Origin of the sequence: Anaerostipes sp. Marseille-Q3525, from assembly GCF_018223505.1 — a bacterium.
GTDB lineage: Bacteria > Bacillota > Clostridia > Lachnospirales > Lachnospiraceae > Anaerostipes > Anaerostipes amylophilus.
Genome location: NZ_JAGTTT010000004.1, coordinates 110853 through 128957 on the forward strand (window position 1 = coordinate 110853; position 18105 = coordinate 128957).

Annotated in this window: 16 protein-coding genes; 7 read left to right on the top strand and 9 right to left on the bottom strand. The window is 37.8% G+C overall.

Annotation, left to right across the window (positions count from 1 at the left end):
- Window positions 1-87 precede the first annotated feature (87 nt).
- From ftsH to KE503_RS03660, 7 genes are all read right to left on the bottom strand, one after another.
- Window positions 88-2112, bottom strand: coding sequence for an ATP-dependent zinc metalloprotease FtsH (gene ftsH / locus KE503_RS03630; RefSeq protein ID WP_212384502.1), 2025 nt, complete (start codon window positions 2110-2112; stop codon window positions 88-90).
- An 87-nt stretch (window positions 2113-2199) separates the two neighbouring features.
- Window positions 2200-2604, bottom strand: a complete 405-nt coding sequence (locus KE503_RS03635) for a protease complex subunit PrcB family protein (protein WP_022374421.1) — start codon at window positions 2602-2604, stop codon at window positions 2200-2202.
- Between the two features lie 37 nt (window positions 2605-2641).
- On the bottom strand, window positions 2642-3946 hold the full coding sequence (locus tag KE503_RS03640) for a pyrimidine-nucleoside phosphorylase (RefSeq protein WP_117944049.1): 1305 nt from the start codon (window positions 3944-3946) through the stop codon (window positions 2642-2644).
- Window positions 3947-4263: 317 nt separating this feature from the next.
- The gene (locus tag KE503_RS03645; RefSeq protein WP_022374423.1) at window positions 4264-5025 is read right to left on the bottom strand and encodes a hypothetical protein; all 762 of its coding nucleotides are present in this window, start codon (window positions 5023-5025) and stop codon (window positions 4264-4266) included.
- Window positions 5019-5753: an ABC transporter ATP-binding protein gene (locus KE503_RS03650; RefSeq protein WP_212384503.1), complete on the bottom strand. Its 735-nt coding sequence runs from the start codon at window positions 5751-5753 to the stop codon at window positions 5019-5021. The genes KE503_RS03645 and KE503_RS03650 overlap by 7 nt, the downstream gene beginning before the upstream one ends.
- On the bottom strand, window positions 5750-6112 hold the full coding sequence (locus KE503_RS03655; RefSeq protein WP_117944040.1) for a GntR family transcriptional regulator: 363 nt from the start codon (window positions 6110-6112) through the stop codon (window positions 5750-5752). The genes KE503_RS03650 and KE503_RS03655 overlap by 4 nt, the downstream gene beginning before the upstream one ends.
- Window positions 6113-6301: 189 nt before the next feature.
- Window positions 6302-7162: a DUF4866 domain-containing protein gene (locus KE503_RS03660; RefSeq protein WP_022374426.1), complete on the bottom strand. Its 861-nt coding sequence runs from the start codon at window positions 7160-7162 to the stop codon at window positions 6302-6304.
- A gap of 42 nt (window positions 7163-7204) precedes the next feature.
- Here KE503_RS03660 and KE503_RS03665 point away from each other — a divergent pair, with 42 nt between their 5' ends.
- Entirely contained in the window at window positions 7205-8092 is an 888-nt protein-coding gene (locus KE503_RS03665; RefSeq protein ID WP_022374427.1) for a LysR family transcriptional regulator, read from the top strand.
- Window positions 8093-8098: 6 nt separating this feature from the next.
- The gene (locus KE503_RS03670; RefSeq protein ID WP_212384504.1) at window positions 8099-9421 is read left to right on the top strand and encodes a threonine/serine ThrE exporter family protein; all 1323 of its coding nucleotides are present in this window, start codon (window positions 8099-8101) and stop codon (window positions 9419-9421) included.
- Window positions 9422-9679: 258 nt separating this feature from the next.
- Here the strand turns inward: KE503_RS03670 and nifJ are convergent, their stop codons facing one another.
- Entirely contained in the window at window positions 9680-13201 is a 3522-nt protein-coding gene (gene nifJ / locus KE503_RS03675; RefSeq protein WP_212384505.1) for a pyruvate:ferredoxin (flavodoxin) oxidoreductase, read from the bottom strand.
- Between the two features lie 264 nt (window positions 13202-13465).
- On the bottom strand, window positions 13466-14428 hold the full coding sequence (gene mltG / locus KE503_RS03680) for an endolytic transglycosylase MltG (RefSeq protein WP_212384506.1): 963 nt from the start codon (window positions 14426-14428) through the stop codon (window positions 13466-13468).
- Window positions 14429-14697: 269 nt separating this feature from the next.
- Between mltG and KE503_RS03685 the strand changes: the two genes are divergently transcribed.
- The 5 genes from KE503_RS03685 to KE503_RS03705 all read left to right on the top strand — a co-directional run bounded on the left by KE503_RS03685 (window position 14698) and on the right by KE503_RS03705 (window position 17922).
- A complete protein-coding gene (locus KE503_RS03685) occupies window positions 14698-15183 on the top strand; it encodes a peptidylprolyl isomerase (protein WP_055196363.1) in 486 nt (161 codons plus the stop codon).
- A gap of 93 nt (window positions 15184-15276) precedes the next feature.
- The gene (locus KE503_RS03690; RefSeq protein WP_249182951.1) at window positions 15277-16086 is read left to right on the top strand and encodes a Cof-type HAD-IIB family hydrolase; all 810 of its coding nucleotides are present in this window, start codon (window positions 15277-15279) and stop codon (window positions 16084-16086) included.
- Window positions 16087-16212: 126 nt separating this feature from the next.
- Window positions 16213-16563: a hypothetical protein gene (locus KE503_RS03695; protein WP_212384508.1), complete on the top strand. Its 351-nt coding sequence runs from the start codon at window positions 16213-16215 to the stop codon at window positions 16561-16563.
- A 248-nt stretch (window positions 16564-16811) separates the two neighbouring features.
- A complete protein-coding gene (locus KE503_RS03700) occupies window positions 16812-17447 on the top strand; it encodes a GHKL domain-containing protein (RefSeq protein WP_212384509.1) in 636 nt (211 codons plus the stop codon).
- A gap of 19 nt (window positions 17448-17466) precedes the next feature.
- Window positions 17467-17922, top strand: a complete 456-nt coding sequence (locus KE503_RS03705) for a LytR/AlgR family response regulator transcription factor (RefSeq protein ID WP_212384510.1) — start codon at window positions 17467-17469, stop codon at window positions 17920-17922.
- Window positions 17923-18105: the final 183 nt, after the last annotated feature.

Here is an 18105-nt window from a genome sequence, read left to right on the forward strand (position 1 = left end):
ATATGGAAAAAATGCGGAGACTTTCTATTGATCGTCTCCGCATTTTCTTGTTGTATTTGCATTTTGTTTTCTATGAATTCTGACGAATTATTCTTCATCGTCATCATCTTCAACCCATTGAGCATATCCTGTGTTAAATGTTGATGTATTCACTTCGTCTGTCTTAGTCTCAGAAACTTCAACATTTTCCTGAGTATTTTTTTCAGTTTCTACATCTTTTTCCATTGTCTCTGATACATTTTTCTCAGACTCTTTTTCCGGATTCTTGTATTTATTGAAGATTTCCATAAATTCTTTTCCTGTGATCGTCTCACGCTTGATCAAAAACTGCGCTGCTTCGTCAAGAATGTCCATATTTTCACGAATATATGTGACTGCTTTAGCGTAAGCTTCTTTTAACATCTTCATGACAACTTCGTCAACCTTGGCTGCTGTTGTCTCTGCACAGTTCATAACGGCACGTCCGTCAAGATATCGGTTTGTGATAGATTCCAGTCCAATCAGACCAAATTCTTCTGACATACCGTACTGTGTAACCATTGCTCTCGCGATCGCTGTTGCACGTTCGATATCATTGGAAGCTCCAGTTGTGATCGTGTTGAATTTCACTTCTTCTGCAGCACGTCCACCGAAAAATGCTACAAGATCTGCTAACATCTCGTCTTTCTTATTCAGATATTTTTCTTCTTCTGGACGCTGCATTGTATATCCAAGTGCTCCCATTGTACGAGGCACGATGGTGATCTTCTGTACTGGCTCTGATTCTTTCTGTAATGCCATAACCAATGCATGTCCAACCTCATGGTATGCAACGATCTGTTTCTCTTCATCACCAAGGATTCTGTCTTTCTTCTCTTTACCAGCGATGACAACTTCAACCGCCTCAAATAAATCCTTCTGTGAAACAGCTTTTCTTCCGGCTTTGACAGCTCCTAGGGCTGCTTCGTTGATCATATTTGCAAGATCAGATCCTACAGCTCCGCTTGTTGCTAATGCGATTTCTTCAAAGTCAACAGTCTCATCCATCTTAACGTCTTTGGCATGTACTTTTAATGTCTCAATTCTTCCCTTTAAGTCTGGACGTTCTACGATAACTCGACGGTCAAAACGTCCTGGACGAAGAAGGGCTTTATCCAAAACTTCTGGACGGTTTGTAGCTGCAAGGATAATGATACCTTTGGATGTATCAAAACCATCCATCTCTGCTAATAAGGCATTCAGTGTCTGTTCACGTTCGTCATTTCCTCCACCATGCATACCGTTGTCACGGCTCTTACCGATCGCATCGATCTCGTCGATGAAAATGATACATGGTGCCATCTGCTGTGCCTGTTTAAATAAATCACGGACTCTTGATGCACCAACTCCGACGAACATCTCTACGAAATCAGACCCGGAAAGTGAAAAGAATGGTACTCCTGCCTCACCAGCTACAGCTTTTGCAAGCAATGTCTTACCAGTTCCCGGAGGTCCTACAAGCAATGCACCTTTTGGAAGCTTCGCACCAATCTCTGTATACCGTTCTGGGTGATGGAGAAAATCAACCATCTCTGTCAGTGTTTCCTTCGCTTCACCCTGACCTGCAACATCTGCAAATGTCACGCCCGTCTTCTTCTCAACATATACTTTTGCATTGGACTTTCCAACTCCCATCATACCGCTGCTTCTGCGCATCATCATAACAAGGAATCCAAAGATCAGTAAAGTAGGGATCAAACTGATCGCTACGGATAAGAATGTATCCATCGGATCTTCTGGTTCCTGCTCAAATGCGATCTTACTCTTGATCAGACGATTAACCAGTTCATAATCACCACTGATTCTCTGTACTGTGTAAGTTGTTTTGTAAAAAGGATTTCCCTCTTTCTTTGGTATCACTTTTAACTGATTGTCTGTTACTTTTACACTCTTTACTTGATCCTTGTCAACCATTGTGACAAATTTATTGTATGAAATCGTTGTCTCGGTTCCATTTCTCCATTTTGTTATGATGGAATTGAAAAAGATTGTTCCAAGAATAGAAACTACAAGAAAAACAGCTAAATACTTGGCATTTCTCTTCTTGTTATCTTTGTCATTCTTATCATTTTTATTATTCTGTTGATTATTCAAATGTCAGCTCCTCCTTTGATTCATAAGCACCATTATATGTTTTCTGATTTTATAAATCAATAAAACTATTCTAAACTTTTTATAATTTTAGTGAAAAATTACATCTTTTTCGTAAAATTGGCTTTTTAATATGATATATGGATAAGATATTCCCTTTCTCTGGTGCTCTTTTGTAACCCCGATCAGTGTTGTATCAATATAAATATGTGACTGATCCTGTGTAAATTCTTTTACTTTGATCTTATATCCACTCCCTGGCTGTCTTCCGTAACCTATGACATAATAAGTAAAGTCTCCTGTTGTATATGTAAAATGAAAAGTTTTCTTCTTCTCCTGGTCGATCAACTTTCCAAGTTCCTCCGGAACTACATTTCTTGTACATACTACATACGTGACTTTCTCCTGTTCTCCATTTTCTTTTTTTCTAAGACAACCTGTCTGTATGATTGATAACATGCAAAATAAAATGATGCAAAGTCTCCATTTGTTCACAGATATTTTCCTTTTTAATCATTTTATGCAATTTGATTTAAGATAATACTTGTTTGATCATCTGTGGTTTCTCTAGCTGATCCTTTGCTATATGGAAATTTTCTTTAAAATGTTTCACTGCCTGTCTGACTTTCTCCTCTTCATTTCCATAAATCGTTGCCAGCAAATCTCCTTTCTTCACTGGATCTGCAACTTTCTTTGAAAATACTAATCCAACTGTCGGATCGATCTGACTGTCTTTCGTCTCTCTTCCACCACCAAGGATCAATGAACAGATTCCTATCTCCTGTGCGTTAATATGTTCAACAAATCCTTCTTGTTCTGAGCGTATTTCTTCTATTACATGTGCCTGTTCAAACAGTTCTGGATGATCTATATATCTTGTATCACCGCCCTGTGCAGCCACAAACTGTTTAAATTTTGCAAGTGCCTTTCCATCTCTGATCGTAGTTCTTACCATGGATACTGCGTCATCAAATTTCTCTGCAACACCTCCAAGCATCAGCATATGAGAGGCTAGTGTTTCTACCAGTTCCGTGAAATCTTCTGGTCCATTTCCTTTCAGCGTATCAATCGCTTCCTTAACCTCCAGAATATTCCCAACTGCCATTCCAAGTGGTTCATCCATATTCGTGATCACTGCTGTCATCTTTCTTCCAGCACTTTTCCCGATATCAACCATCTCCTGTGCTAATTTCACAGCTTCTGATTTTTCTTTCATAAATGCCCCACTGCCAGTTTTCACATCTAACAAGATTGCATCTGCACCAGCTGCCAGTTTCTTACTCATAATACTGCTTGCAATCAAAGAAATCTGATCCACTGTCGCTGTCACATCTCTCAATGCATACAAAAGCTTATCCGCAGGTGCCAGATTCTTTGTCTGTCCCATAATGGAAACACCTATAGAGTTTACCTGTTCTTCAAATTGTTCATCTGTCAACTGCGTTGAAAATCCTGGAATACTTTCAAGTTTATCAATCGTGCCGCCCGTATGTCCAAGTCCACGTCCAGACATCTTCGCCACAGGAATTCCAAGAGATGCAACGATCGGAGTCAATGCAAGAGAAGTCTTATCTCCAACTCCTCCAGTACTATGTTTATCTACCTTAATGCCTTTAATTCCTGACAGATCTAACATCTCACCACTTTGTGCCATTGCCATCGTAAGCTCATAAGTTTCTTCCTTATCAAGCCCCTGAAAACAAATCGCCATCATCATCGCAGACATCTGATAATCTGGGATCCTCCCATCTGTATATTCACGGATCATCCAATCTATTTCATCTTTTGTCAAGACATTGCCCTGTCGTTTTTTTAATATGAGATCGTACATTCGCATAGGTTGTTCCTCCTTTTCTTTCTATTATATTTAGTATATCACAAGATGAACAGTTGTATGACAATGACTTCATAAAGAACAGGTATGTTTTGGAATTCATTAAATTCCTTATGCATATCTGTTCTTTGTTGTTATCCATTATTTTTCTTGATGCCAAGACAAAAAAAGACCGCCCTACTCTGAGAAAGTAAGCGGTCTATAAAACTTATATTAATCAGCTAAACCGTCATCGGTAGCACCTTTTTATATTATTATATTAATATTTGATCAACTTTCTTAACATATGTTCCCATCTTCTCATTGTATTTTCTCTTTTTCTACTCTAAGTTCAATTTCTTTGTTAATATCACTTCTGTAATGATATGATAAATAACAATGATCACAATATTCTCTACAAGATAGATCCACAGATCACTGTCAAATCCAAATGCGTTCTGCAGGTTTGAACCCATATTTCCTAAACTTTCCATTGTTGGAATTCCAATAAGTGATACAATGATTGATAATGCTGCATATGCCACAAATGCAAACAGGAATCGATTGCCGTTGCTCAGCTGTCCGATCACCATTGCTGCGTATACATGATAAATACTGCTTAGCAGACTTACCACCGCTATGATTGCTCCATATCCGATCCATGGTCCTGCGTGTACTTTGATGACCCAATTTCCAAAATACGTTGCGGTATCCATAAGTTTTACTGGACTGATCGCTATGATCTCTACCCCTAATAAAGAGATCACAAAAGCAGTTCCACAACTGATGATCAATGCACTGATCACTTTCGATAAGATCAGGCTTCTTGTTGTAACTGGCAATGTAAACATTAAATATCCTTCTTCTTGAAGCAATCCTTTCCAGAACCGCTGGATCACAATGATCACGTTCACGACAAAAATCGCAACGATCACTGCAACAATAACAACAAGACTGAATACGATCATCGTATTTCCAATTCCCTCAAGGTTGGAACGAATGCTAATTCCAAAGATGATTCCCATCACTAAAAGTACACCCCATAATGGTGCTAAAATCTTTGCTAATGCTTTCAGATCATACTTAATTAATTTGCCTAACATGCTTCGTCCCCTCCTCTGTATACATCCGTATGAAATATCTCACGAAACAGGGCATCGATAGATTTGCCGCTTTCTTCTCTTAAGTCATCGGCTGATTTGTATGTAACGATGCTTCCTTCTTTGATAAAAATAACCTCGTCCATGATCTTCTCGATATCTGCGATCAGATGTGTGGAAATGATCACTGTTCCTTCCTCATTGTAATTGTTTAAGATCGTATCTAAGATAAAATCCCTGGCTGCAGGATCAACTCCTGCGATTGGTTCATCCAGTAAATAGAGTTCTGCTTTTCTACACATTACCAGAACTAACTGAACTTTCTCTTTATTTCCTTTGGATAAGCTTTTGATCTTGGCTTCTGGATTGATCTTTAATATCTCACACATTGCCTCTGCTTTCTTACGGTCAAAATCTTCATAGAAATCTTCAAAGAAATTCATTAAATCTGAAATCTTCATCCAGTCTGCAAAATACATCTTATCTGGCAGATAACTGATGATCTTCTTGCTATCCACACCTGGTGCTTTGCCGTTCACTTTGATCTCACCTGACGTTGGCTGTAACAACCCATTTAATAACTTGATCAGTGTTGTCTTCCCAGCTCCATTCGGTCCTAGAAGTCCGATGATCTTTCCTCGCCCTATTGTTAAATTCACCCCATTCAGGGCTTCTTTCTTTCCGTACCTTTTCTCTAAATTGGTTAATTCTATTAAATTCAAATCCTTCATTCTTCCTCTTCCTTTCCGATCAATGCGACTGCATCTTCCTTATTGTATCCAAGTTCCTCTAAATCCCTAATATATTGTTTTACGATTCTGTGTGCGATGTCTTTCCGGCATTCTTCTATCTTCGCTATATCTTCTGTGACACATCGTCCGCTTGTTCGGTTGGTGATCGTTAAACCATCCTGATCAAGGGCTGATAATGCTCGTTGCATCGTATTGGGATTCACCCCTGCTTCTCCTGCTAGATCCCTAACACTTGGCAGTTTCTCTCCACTTGAATAGATTCCTGATACGATCCTCTTGATCATCTGTTCCTTGAGCTGTGTCCAGATTGGCCGTCCATCATCTATCTTCCAACTCATACTACTCCTTCCTTCTCATTGTATTATTGTATTACTTCCTTAATACAATAATATTGTATGTCACTTTTTTTAAAATGTCAATATGCTTTATTATTTTTATCCAATAACATAAAAGACACCGCACGATAATTTCATGCGATGTCTTTTATGACTACTACTATTGGTAACTATGAATGAGATAGTTCCTTTCTATTTGATCATTGACAGGATTCGTTCTCTGCATCCCAGTCCAATACCATTGGCCTGTTCGATGTTTTTCTCTAGTTGGTGTTCAAAGTGACGGAAAGGAAGGAAAATACCGATTTCGCTGCTTGGTTGTTCAAATTTGTTTTCATCCATTATACCATAATACATGAACGCTCTTGGTAATTGTTCTTCCAGTCTCATCATAAAATCCCATACAATGCTGTAGACTTCATTGTCTTTAATATTTTCTTCTACTTCTTTTGGAAGTTTAAATAATAAAAGAATTCCAATATGTTCTCCGATCTTCATGGTATTGATCTCATTTCTTTGTCTATAATCATGTTTTTCACGGAATCCATATGCAAGACAAATCTCATAATCAGGAATATCATCTGCCTGATTTAAAATTTGCTTATACATTTTGTATTGTTTTGATGAAATCTGTTTGTTTACTTTTATCTGTTTGATCAATTCTCCTTCTGAATCTGTTAATCTTACCGGATTTATCACTCCTTTGTCATTAAATCTTATTGGAATCAAAAAAGCATTTCTCAGCAGATCAAACATACTATTTCCGCAGATTTCCATCAAGAAAGCGGACAAATCTCTGTTTTGATATGCATCAAACAGGGCTTTCACAAATTGTTTTTCCGAAAGATTACGATTTCCACTGTTGGCAAACTCTTCATAAAATAACTCTCGTAGTCGTTCGCAAGCATCTTCGTTTTCCAAAATCTTTTCAAATATGTGCTCTGCGTTTTCTTCTCTTGGAAAAATTGTTTCCACGCTGATCATCCCTTTCTTGACTTTTTCATCAACTGTATTATACTTTAGTAAGAAAGATATGTAAAATATATATATCATATCATCAACATACAAATTTTATATAACAAGGAGATTGAAATCATGCCTTTTGATTATTATCGTATATTTTATTTTGTTGCGAAATATAAAAGCTTTTCAAAAGCTGCAAAAATCTTACACAATAACCAACCGAATATCACTCGCTGCATGAATATTATGGAAAGTGAATTAGGCTGTACTTTATTTATTCGTTCCCATCGTGGAATCAAACTTACGCCAGAAGGAGAACAGCTTTATGCACATGTAGCAATTGCAATTCAACAGATTTCCTCTGGAAATGATGAATTGAATCGAACAAAGAATTTAAAATCTGGAACAGTAACGATAGGAGTAAGTGAAACCGCTCTTCACTTGCTTTTATTGCCAAAATTAGAGAAATTTCATAAACTTTATCCACATATTAAGTTAAAAATTTCCAACCATTCAACACCACAGGCAATTAAAGCTTTACGAAAGGGATTTGTTGATTTCAGCATTGTAACAACTCCATTATATTGTGAACATCCACTACAGTCTCAACAACTTTGTTCTTTTCGCGATATTTTGATTGGTGGTCCTTCTTATAAGGATATTGGATTTTCTCCAAAAAGACTTCGTGATCTGCAGGATTTTCCATTTATTTCATTGAATGAAGGAACTGCAACCAGAAACTTTTATGAAAAATATTTTTACCAGAATCAATTGGTATTTTCTCCAGATATGGAGACTGCTACGACAAACCAGATCTTATCACTAGTGCAGCACGATCTTGGAATTGGTTTTTGTCCAGAAACTCTTGCTAAGGATTCTATAAAGCGCGGAGAAGTCGTGGAAATTTCTGTGAAAGAACATGCAAATCCTCGAGATATCTGCCTTATTACCGATTCCACCAGACCTATCGGAACTGCTGGAAAGAAATTGTTGGAAATTCTTATGGACTCGGAGGTGTAATATTATATGGAAGAAGAATTTCATAATCATATGCGGATACCATGGCATGATTATACGAGAAAAAGCCTCGGACATCCGATCACAGAAGCCTCATTAAGTGAAAAAGCCTCGATCATCGGCCGTACCGGAATTATGCTTTTGTCATGTGGAACCGGAGCCTGGAGAGTACGCAGTTCTATGAACACACTTGCCAGAGAGCTTGGAATTACATGTACTGCCGATATTGGTTTATTATCAATTGAATATACCTGCATTGCTGGTGGTGATTGTTATACAGAATCTTTATGTCTGTTTAATACAGGTGTCAATACATCAAAACTTTATCGGATGGAACTATTTGTTAACAAATTTGCTACAAACTGCAAGAAAATGTCTGGAGATGAGCTTCACACCCTTCTTGATCAGATTCATGAAATCCATGGATTTTATTCCCCACCATTTCTTGGATTAGCTGCGGCAGTTGCATGTTGCGCATTTACCTTTTTGCTTGGTGGTGGTCCGACTGAGATGTTTTGTGCATTCTTAGGTGCCGGTGCCGGAAATTATCTTCGAGCGAAAATGAATCAGCATCATTTGACTTTATTCCTATGCACCGCTGCAAGCGTTGCTTTGGCATGTGTTGTATACACAATTTCATTCATGGCATTAAAATCTGGATTTGATGTTTCGATACACCATCAAGCTGGATATATCTGTTCCATGCTTTTTATTATTCCAGGATTTCCATTTATCACAAGTGGAATTGACCTTGCGAAACTAGATATGAGATCTGGACTGGAACGTTTAACATATGCGATCATTATTATCTCTGTTGCAACTTTGGCAGCATGGATGCTTGCTTTGGTGCTTCATTTGAAACCAATGGATTTCCTTCCTCTTGACCTTAGCAAATTCCAGTACCTGATCTTCCGATTGATCGCAAGCTTCTTCGGAGTGTTAGGATTCTCTGTAATGTTTAACAGCCCTTTACGACTTGCCGCTACCGCAGGTTTAATCGGAGCGATTGCAAATACAACTCGTCTGGAACTTGTTGATCTTGCTTCTTTTCCACCAGCTGCGGCTGCATTCCTTGGTGCTTTGCTTGCCGGGCTTCTGGCATCTATGATCAAGACTTCGATTGGTTATCCTCGAATCTCTCTGACGGTTCCTTCAATTGTTATTATGGTCCCTGGATTATATTTGTATCGGGCAATTTACAATATTGGTATTACCTCGATCAATACTGGTGCTTATTGGTTTACAGAAGCTTTTCTTATTATTATGGCGTTGCCTCTTGGATTGATCTTTGCAAGGATTATTACAGATAAGACATTTCGTCAGTGTTCTTAGAAATGAATATAGAGTCGGGCTTAAAAAGTCTGGCTCTTATTTTTATGTCTCTACATAGAACAAACACAAAAACTTTACCCCTGGTTTTATCATGGTCCTGCATACTTTCCTTCCTATAAATCAAAAAAATCCCTCTTTGCAATTTCTCACAAAGAGGGATTTGATTTATTAGATTAAGATTATCTAAGGGACACATCCTCTCAACTAAGTTCATCTTTCGCCTGTGGCTCGGATTCACTAAGGTTCTGGATGGAATTCCTATCTATCAGACATATCTTTTAATCTGTTGTATTTAGCTTCTGCGTTTGCTTTAGCTTCTGCGAACAGTGCTTTAGCTCTTTCAGGATTCTGACGAGATAATGCATTGTAACGAACTTCTCCCATGATGAAGTCTTCGTATTCTGTTGTAGGAGCTTTAGAATCTAAGTGGAATGGATTCTTTCCTTCAGCAGCTAATGTTGGGTTGAATCTGAACAGATTCCAGTATCCAGAAGTAACAGCTTTCTTTTCTTCTGTCTGAGCAATCTTCATTCCACCCTTGATACCGTGGTTGATACATGGAGCGTATCCAATAACTAATGATGGTCCTGGATAAGCTTCAGCTTCTGCGATTGCTTTAACTGTCTGGTTGTAATCAGCACCCATAGCGATCTGTGCTACATATACATATCCGTAGCTCATTGCGATTGCTGCAAGGTCTTTCTTCTTAGTTCCTTTACCAGCTGCCTGGAACTGAGCGATTGCACCTAAGTTAGTAGATTTAGATGCCTGTCCACCTGTGTTAGAGTAAACTTCTGTATCGAATACGAATACGTTTACGTCTTCTCCAGATGCTAATACATGGTCAACACCACCGAATCCGATGTCGTATGCCCATCCGTCACCACCGAAGATCCACTGAGATTTCTTAGATAAGAATTCTTTCTTAGCAAGGATTTCTTTGGCAGCGTCACATCCACAAGCTTCTAATGCTGCTACTAATTTATCTGTAGCTGCTCCGTTCTTGCTTCCGTCTGTATATGTGTCTAAGTATTCAGCTGCTGCTGCTTTAACATCTGCGTTATCTGTAGATTCAGCTAATGCAACAACTTTTTCTTTTGTCTGTTCTCTTAATGTGTTCTGTCCTGTGAACATACCTAAACCAAACTCTGCGTTATCTTCGAACAGTGAGTTAGCCCAAGCTGGTCCCTGTCCTTTAGCGTTTGTTGTGTATGGTGTAGCAGGTGCAGATCCACCCCAGATAGAAGAACATCCTGTTGCGTTTGCGATGTACATTCTTTCACCGAATAACTGAGTGATCAGTTTAGCATAAGGTGTTTCACCACAACCAGCACATGCTCCTGAGAACTCAAGCATTGGCTGTCTGAACTGGCTTCCTTTAACGGAATCAGCTTTGAATTTAGCAAGTACTTCTTCTTTTGCTGGTAATTTCTGACCATAGTCATAAACTTCCTGCTGATCTCTCTGAGAATCTAATCCCTGCATTGTAAGAGCTTTTTCACCCTTCTTACCTGGACAGATGTTTACACAAGATCCGCATCCTAAACAGTCAAGAACTGTAACTGTCATAGCGAATTTGTATCCTGGCATTCCAGTCATATCAGCTGTCTTAGTAGCTGCTGGAGCTGCTTTAGCTTCTTCTTCTGTCATAGCTACTGGACGGATTGTTGCATGAGGACATACATAAGCACAGAAGTTACACTGAATACAGTTATCTGGATTCCAAGAAGGAACGTCTACTGCTACTCCACGTTTTTCATATGCAGATGCACCTAAAGGCATATGTCCATCTACGTAAGGTACTAAATCGCTAACTTTAAGAGCGTTACCTTCCTGTCCGTTAACGTAGTTCTGTACGTTGTTGATGTAATCAACAAGAGGTTTGTTATCTCCCTTAGCTTCAACAAATAAGCTTTCTGTTTCAGCGTCAGCCCATTCAGCTGGAACTGGTACTTCAACGATAGCTTTTGCACCAGCATCGATAGCATCGTGGTTCATCTTAACGATAGCTTCACCCTTCTTGCTGTAAGAAGCTGTTGCAGCGTCTTTCATATATTTGATAGCATCTTCTTCAGGGATGATTCCTGATAATTTGAAGAATGCAGACTGTAATACAGTATTGATACGTCCACCAAGTCCGATTTCTTTACCGATCTTGATACCGTCAATGATATAGAACTTAATGTTGTGTTTAGCTAAGTAAGCTTTTACCTGTCCTGGAAGATGTTCTCCAACTTCTTCTGGAGACCAGCTGCAGTTTAACAGGAATGTTCCACCGTCTTTTAAGTCCTGAACCATGTTATATTTTGTTAAATATGGTGCACAATGGCAAGCAACAAAGTCAGCTTTGTTGATCAGGTATGTAGATTTGATTGGGTCATCTCCGAAACGTAAGTGGGACATTGTAACACCACCAGATTTCTTAGAATCATAATCAAAGTATGCCTGAGCATATTTGTCTGTATGGTCACCAATGATCTTGATAGAGTTCTTGTTAGCACCAACAGTACCGTCGGCTCCAAGTCCCCAGAATTTACAAGCTACGATGCTGTCTGGAGCTGTAACTGGAGTTTCTCCTCTTTCAAGAGATAAGTTAGTAACATCATCCACGATAGATAATGTAAATTCGTTTTTATCAACGTTTTCGAATGTAGCGATGATATCAGCTGGTGTAGTATCTTTAGAACCTAATCCATAACGTCCACCATTGATTGTGCAGCTTTCGAATTTTGTTCCTCTTAATGCGTTAACAACATCAAGGTATAATGGTTCTCTTGCTCCAGGCTCTTTAGATCTGTCTAATACGTTGATAACTTTTGCTGTTTCAGGGATTGCTTCAACTAATTTTTCAGCAACGAATGGTCTGTAAAGACGAACTTTAACAACACCGACTTTTTTACCCTGTTTCATTAAGTAATCGATTGTTTCGTCGATTGTTTCACAAACAGATCCCATAGCGATGATAACGCTTTCAGCGTCTTCAGCACCATAGTAGTTGAATAATTTATAGTTTGTTCCGATCTTAGCGTTAACTTTATCCATATATTCTTCAACGATTGCAGGGAAAGCATTGTATGTTGAGTTAGCTGCTTCTCTTGCCTGGAAGAAGATGTCAGGGTTCTGAGCAGATCCACGAAGAACTGGATGTTCTGGGTTTAAGCACTCAGCTCTGAATTTGTCGATTGCATCATAGTCAACCATTTCTGCAAGATCATCATAATCCCACATTTCGATCTTCTGAATTTCATGAGATGTTCTAAATCCATCGAAGAAATGTAATACAGGAACACGTCCTTTAATTGTTGCTAAATGAGCTACTGCTCCTAAGTCCATAACTTCCTGAACACTAGAGCTGCAAAGCATTGCGAAACCTGTCTGACGACAAGCGTAAACATCAGAATGGTCACCGAAGATGTTCAGTGCGTGAGATGCAAGTGCACGAGCAGATACATCAAATACGCAAGGCATCTGTTCACCAGCGATCTTATACATGTTAGGGATCATTAATAACAGACCCTGAGATGCTGTATAAGTAGTTGTTAATGCACCAGCTGCTAAAGAACCATGTACTGTTCCTGCTGCTCCTCCTTCAGACTGCATTTCAACTAATTTTACAGGATGTCCGAAAATATTTTTCTTTCCCTGTGTTGCCCACTGGTCAGTTGACTCTGCCATTGGTGAGGATGGTGTAATAGGATAAATTGCTGCTGTTTCTGTAAACGCATATGATACGTGTGCAGCGGCTGTGTTACCATCCATGGTTTTCATTTTTCTTGCCATGTTCTCTTCCTCCTAAAAAATCTCGTGTGAATATATTCACACATTGTTAATCTCTACGTCCACCTAGCATATGAGCGTAGAAAATATCACTACAACTTTCACAAGTTGCTTAAAACATAAACAAAGCTGTATACATATAACTTTTGTATACAGCTTTATTCTACATTATTTGCACAAGTTTTTAAAGAGATTTTTATGTATTTTTAGGTATTTTTTTTTGTACGTCACAAAAATAACAATGTTTTTAAATCCTTAGTAAAATACTCAAGATTTTGAATTTGTTGTATTTGTGCTATTTGTACTATTTTTATCTTTTGTACTTGTACTCTTCGCCTTCTTATGTTCATCAAATGTTTTTGTGAAAACATGGGTTCCTTTTTTGCTTCCATCTGTGCGATAATACAGATATTTATGTTTCTTAGGATTCATTGCCGCCTTGATCGCTGTATCTGACGGATTACAGATTGGTCCAGCAGGTAATCCTTTGATCACATAAGTATTATAAACCGTTTTCACTTTCAAATCTTTATAATATACCTTCTTCGCATTATATAACCCATTTGTTGTTGTATATAATACGGTTGGATCGATCTGAAGTTGCATTTTCTTTGCAAGACGATTCTCGATCACTCCTGCGATCACCGGACGTTCAGATTCTACTTTCGCCTCGCGCTCGATCATGGAAGCGATCGTCATGATCTCTGCCATAGAATGTTTTCCCTTATAATCCTTGGCAAGTACAGAATATTTCTTTTCAAAATTATCAAGCATCTTCTGAATCAGATCTTTTGGCTTTGAACTTTTATAAAGCTTATAAGTATCTGGATAAAGGTATCCTTCTAATTGATATTTTACTCCCTTCTTGGATGGGATGTCTTTGATAAATTTGTTGCTGTACTGGCTTGTATCTTTTACCGCTGCAATAAATTCATCTGCTTTAAATACTCCCTGATCTTCCAGTCGTTTTGCCATCATATCAATAGAATATCCCTCTGGTATCATAACCGTTACGATCTTTCTTGCTTCTGCAAGCCGTCTCGCTTTTTCCTGCTGTGCCTTTCGATATGCCATATATTTTCTTCCACCAAAAAACACACCAATGATCACAACCAGCACAATGATGATTCCTATGATCCAAGGTTTTCTAGAACGATTTCTTCTTCCATATCCACGGCGCCCCCTTCTGTGTCGTTTGGAATGATCATCAAAATCTAAATATAAATCCATAATTTCCTCCCAAATGTAAATCTTATGTATTTTGTATGTTATTATACTCGTATTTTGCAGAAAAAAAAGGTTTTTTATTAAATTTTGTTCATAATCTTAACTTTTTTGTAACTTTTGTGATGATTTTGCATTTCATTGCACTAAAATATCTTCAATCTCTCACCTCGTCTATCTGTACTTTTCTTATGTTATCCATTATAATCAAACCATAGTCAGATATGATATGATCTGATCTAAGTATTAAATAATATAGAAAGGAATTTTGTATTATGGCAAATCCAATTGTAACGATCACTATGGAAAATGGTGATGTAATGAAAGCAGAATTATATCCGGACGTTGCTCCGATCACTGTTGAAAATTTCGTAAATCTTGTAAAAGATGGTTTCTATGATGGTTTAACTTTCCATCGTGTCATCAACGGATTTATGATCCAGGGTGGATGCCCATTAGGAACAGGTACAGGTGGTCCTGGACATACTATTAAAGGAGAATTCAGCCAGAATGGTGTGATCAATAATTTAAAACACACACCAGGTGTTCTTTCCATGGCACGTTCCATGATGCCTGACTCTGCCGGATCACAGTTCTTTATCATGCACAAAGCTGCTCCACACTTAGATGGTCAGTATGCTGCATTTGGTAAGATCATCGAAGGAATGGATGTTGTAAACAAGATCGCTGAAGTTGCAACAGATTATTCCGATAAACCATTAGAACCACAAGTTATGAAGACTGTAACTGTGGAAGAATAGTCAACTATATCCTTACAGCACAGAGCCGGACCATCAATCTTCATTTGTATCTGGCTCTTAATTTTTATAAATATTTAGATGGGGAATGATAATATGAGTGAAAACAACAAACTAATCTTTCTGGATGTTGATGCGACTTTGTACAGCAAAGAACAGCGTCTGGTTCCAGAATCTGCAATCACAGCAATCCATGCTGCACAAAAAAATGGTCATAAAGTACTGATCAACACCGGACGGCCTCTTGTTTATTTTGAAAAAGAAATCCTTGATATTGGATGCGATGGTTATCTTTGTTCTAACGGAGTTCACATCCTTCTCGATGGTGAAACGATCTATCACAAGATAATCCCTGATACAGTGGTTGAACAGATTAAACGGATTTGTGAAGAAAACAATATCTACGGAACATTTGAAGGGGAAAAATGTTCTTATTTCCGTGATCATAATGTTGACTTTCATCCACATTATGGATTTATGATCACTGCTTTTGAACTTGCCCCTTATATGGCACATGAATTTACATGGGATCATGTTGAAGATCCTGACAAAGCCATTGTATTTACAGGACCTGGAAGTAACGCTTCTGGTTTTGTAGCTGCTCTTGACAGCATTTCTGATACAATGGATTATATTCGAATTGACGATACCCAGTATGAGATCCTGTTAAAAGATCATGATAAGGGAACTGGTCTTAAATATGTAGCTGATCATCTCGATATCTCTACAGATGACTGCTATGCATTTGGAGACAGTAATAACGATATCTCTATGTTCAAAGCCGCTGGTCATAGCATTGCTATGGGAAATGCCTGTGATGAGTTAAAAGGAATTGCGGAATATGTTACAGATTCCGTAAATGATGATGGGATTTATCATGCATTTAAATATTATCATTTGATTTAATTTATTAAATTCTATATCTCCTTCTCAAATTTATATCTTTTATCTTTTTGTATACATAAATATATTGTATAATAAATGTATCAATTACTGGATAATTTGACTTGATCTGAGAGGGGGGGATTTTTTATGATCGCAAGTTTTTCTTACTATATGTTGAATATATTCGTCCCTCCATCCGCCGCAAGTAAATATAGCATGCTGCTGATCTATCCGTTTACTGTGTTTAGTTTTTTCTTTTTTCTTGGTGGTACAAAATCTTTCAAGTTTATTTCATTCTGTCTGTTTTTTAATTCCATTTTACTGATTGAAGGCATCTCTGCCACTATTTTATCCCTGATTGGACTATTATTCCCAAAACTTCATATTGTCAGCGTTTTTATCGGACTTGACGGCAATCCGTTTTCTATATCATTGCTTTGCATTTTTGAGATCATCACTTATATGAAACAAATGCAGGAGAAAGGAGACCAGCTGTAATGAATTAAATGAAATCTCATAAAATACAATCCATTTTAACTTTTATTTACATATTCCTCATTCCTTTTACTGCTGTACTTTATCATTGTCTGCTCACAACCCCGGCATTCCAGAAACATTTTCCTATGGAAACTGTTCAGCCCTATTTGTCTTTTTTCTTTAATCTTCTTATGGTGCTATGCCTTCTTTCTTTTATCAGTATCATTATCACTACGTGTAATAATACGAAAAAACAGATTGAGTTGAATATGCTTGATTCAACACAGCAGACAGTCCTGAAACAGGAAAAAGAAATTGAAACTCTGCGGACACAGATTCTTGAAAAGCAGCGTTATATTCATTCGCATATCGATCTTGCAATTGATCTATGCGAATCTGAAAACTATGATGATATGACAACTTCGATTTCTTCCCATGTGAAAAGAAATTATCCTGATTCTTTTTGTAAAAATGCTTTATTAAATACATTACTTCAGGAAAAGAAGGTCATTGCTGATCAATCGAAAATCCAATGCCGGTTTCGTATTATCCTGCCAGAACATTTTGATTCATATTTTTCGGATTTTACGATCACAAGCCTTTTTTCAAACCTATTAGATAATGCGATTGAGGCCTGCCGCCTGTGTGATCCTTCACAAACAGATCTATTTATCTCGCTGACAACAGATTTTCGGGCAAATATGTTTATTGTATATATGCAAAACAGTAAAAATTCCAATGAGATTTTTACACACCACACAACAAAGAAAGAATCCCATGTCCTGCATGGCCATGGATTGACTATTATAGAAGATATCGTTTCGCAGTACCACGGAACTTGCAAATGGCTGGATCAAAAGAATTCATTTTCTTCTGAGCTTCTGTTCCAGCTGCCAAACGATTGAATACAAAGGAGATTCACAAATGATTCATATTGCAATCTGCGAAGATGATCCAATCTATCTGCGCGAACTTGAAAAAACAATTAAAGAAACAAAAGAGCTGTCTACCGAAATTCATCCTTGTTCTTCCGCAGAAGATCGCTCTAAATTATATGGTAAAAACTCTGTCCCATATGATATCGTCTTAATGGATATCGAACTTCCTGAAAAATCCGGTATTATCTTATCCAAAGAAATCTTACAGTCTCATGCTGCTACACAGATTATCTTTATCACACAGTACCGGGAATACTGCAGTGATGTGTATGAGACGGAACATGTTTATTTTATTCATAAATCCGATGTTAAACAATATCTGCCTCGTGCAATTGAGAAAGCGATCTTCAATCTTAAACAGCGTAAGAATAACTACCTAACGATCTCATGGAACCGCAGAGAGCAGTGGAGGTTAAAAAGCAGTTTTTGGCTATATTTGTAAAGTAGAGGGGATTATACCTCTACTTTACATTGATGATGTTTTATCATAGGATATTCTATAAACATATTTAATTTTGATCCATTGGAATATTTCGCGATTGGAAAAAATCCTGTCATAAAGCACTCGTGAAAAATATAATCCCATATTTTCAATACTCAACTCAAAAAACAGAGATACTACAAA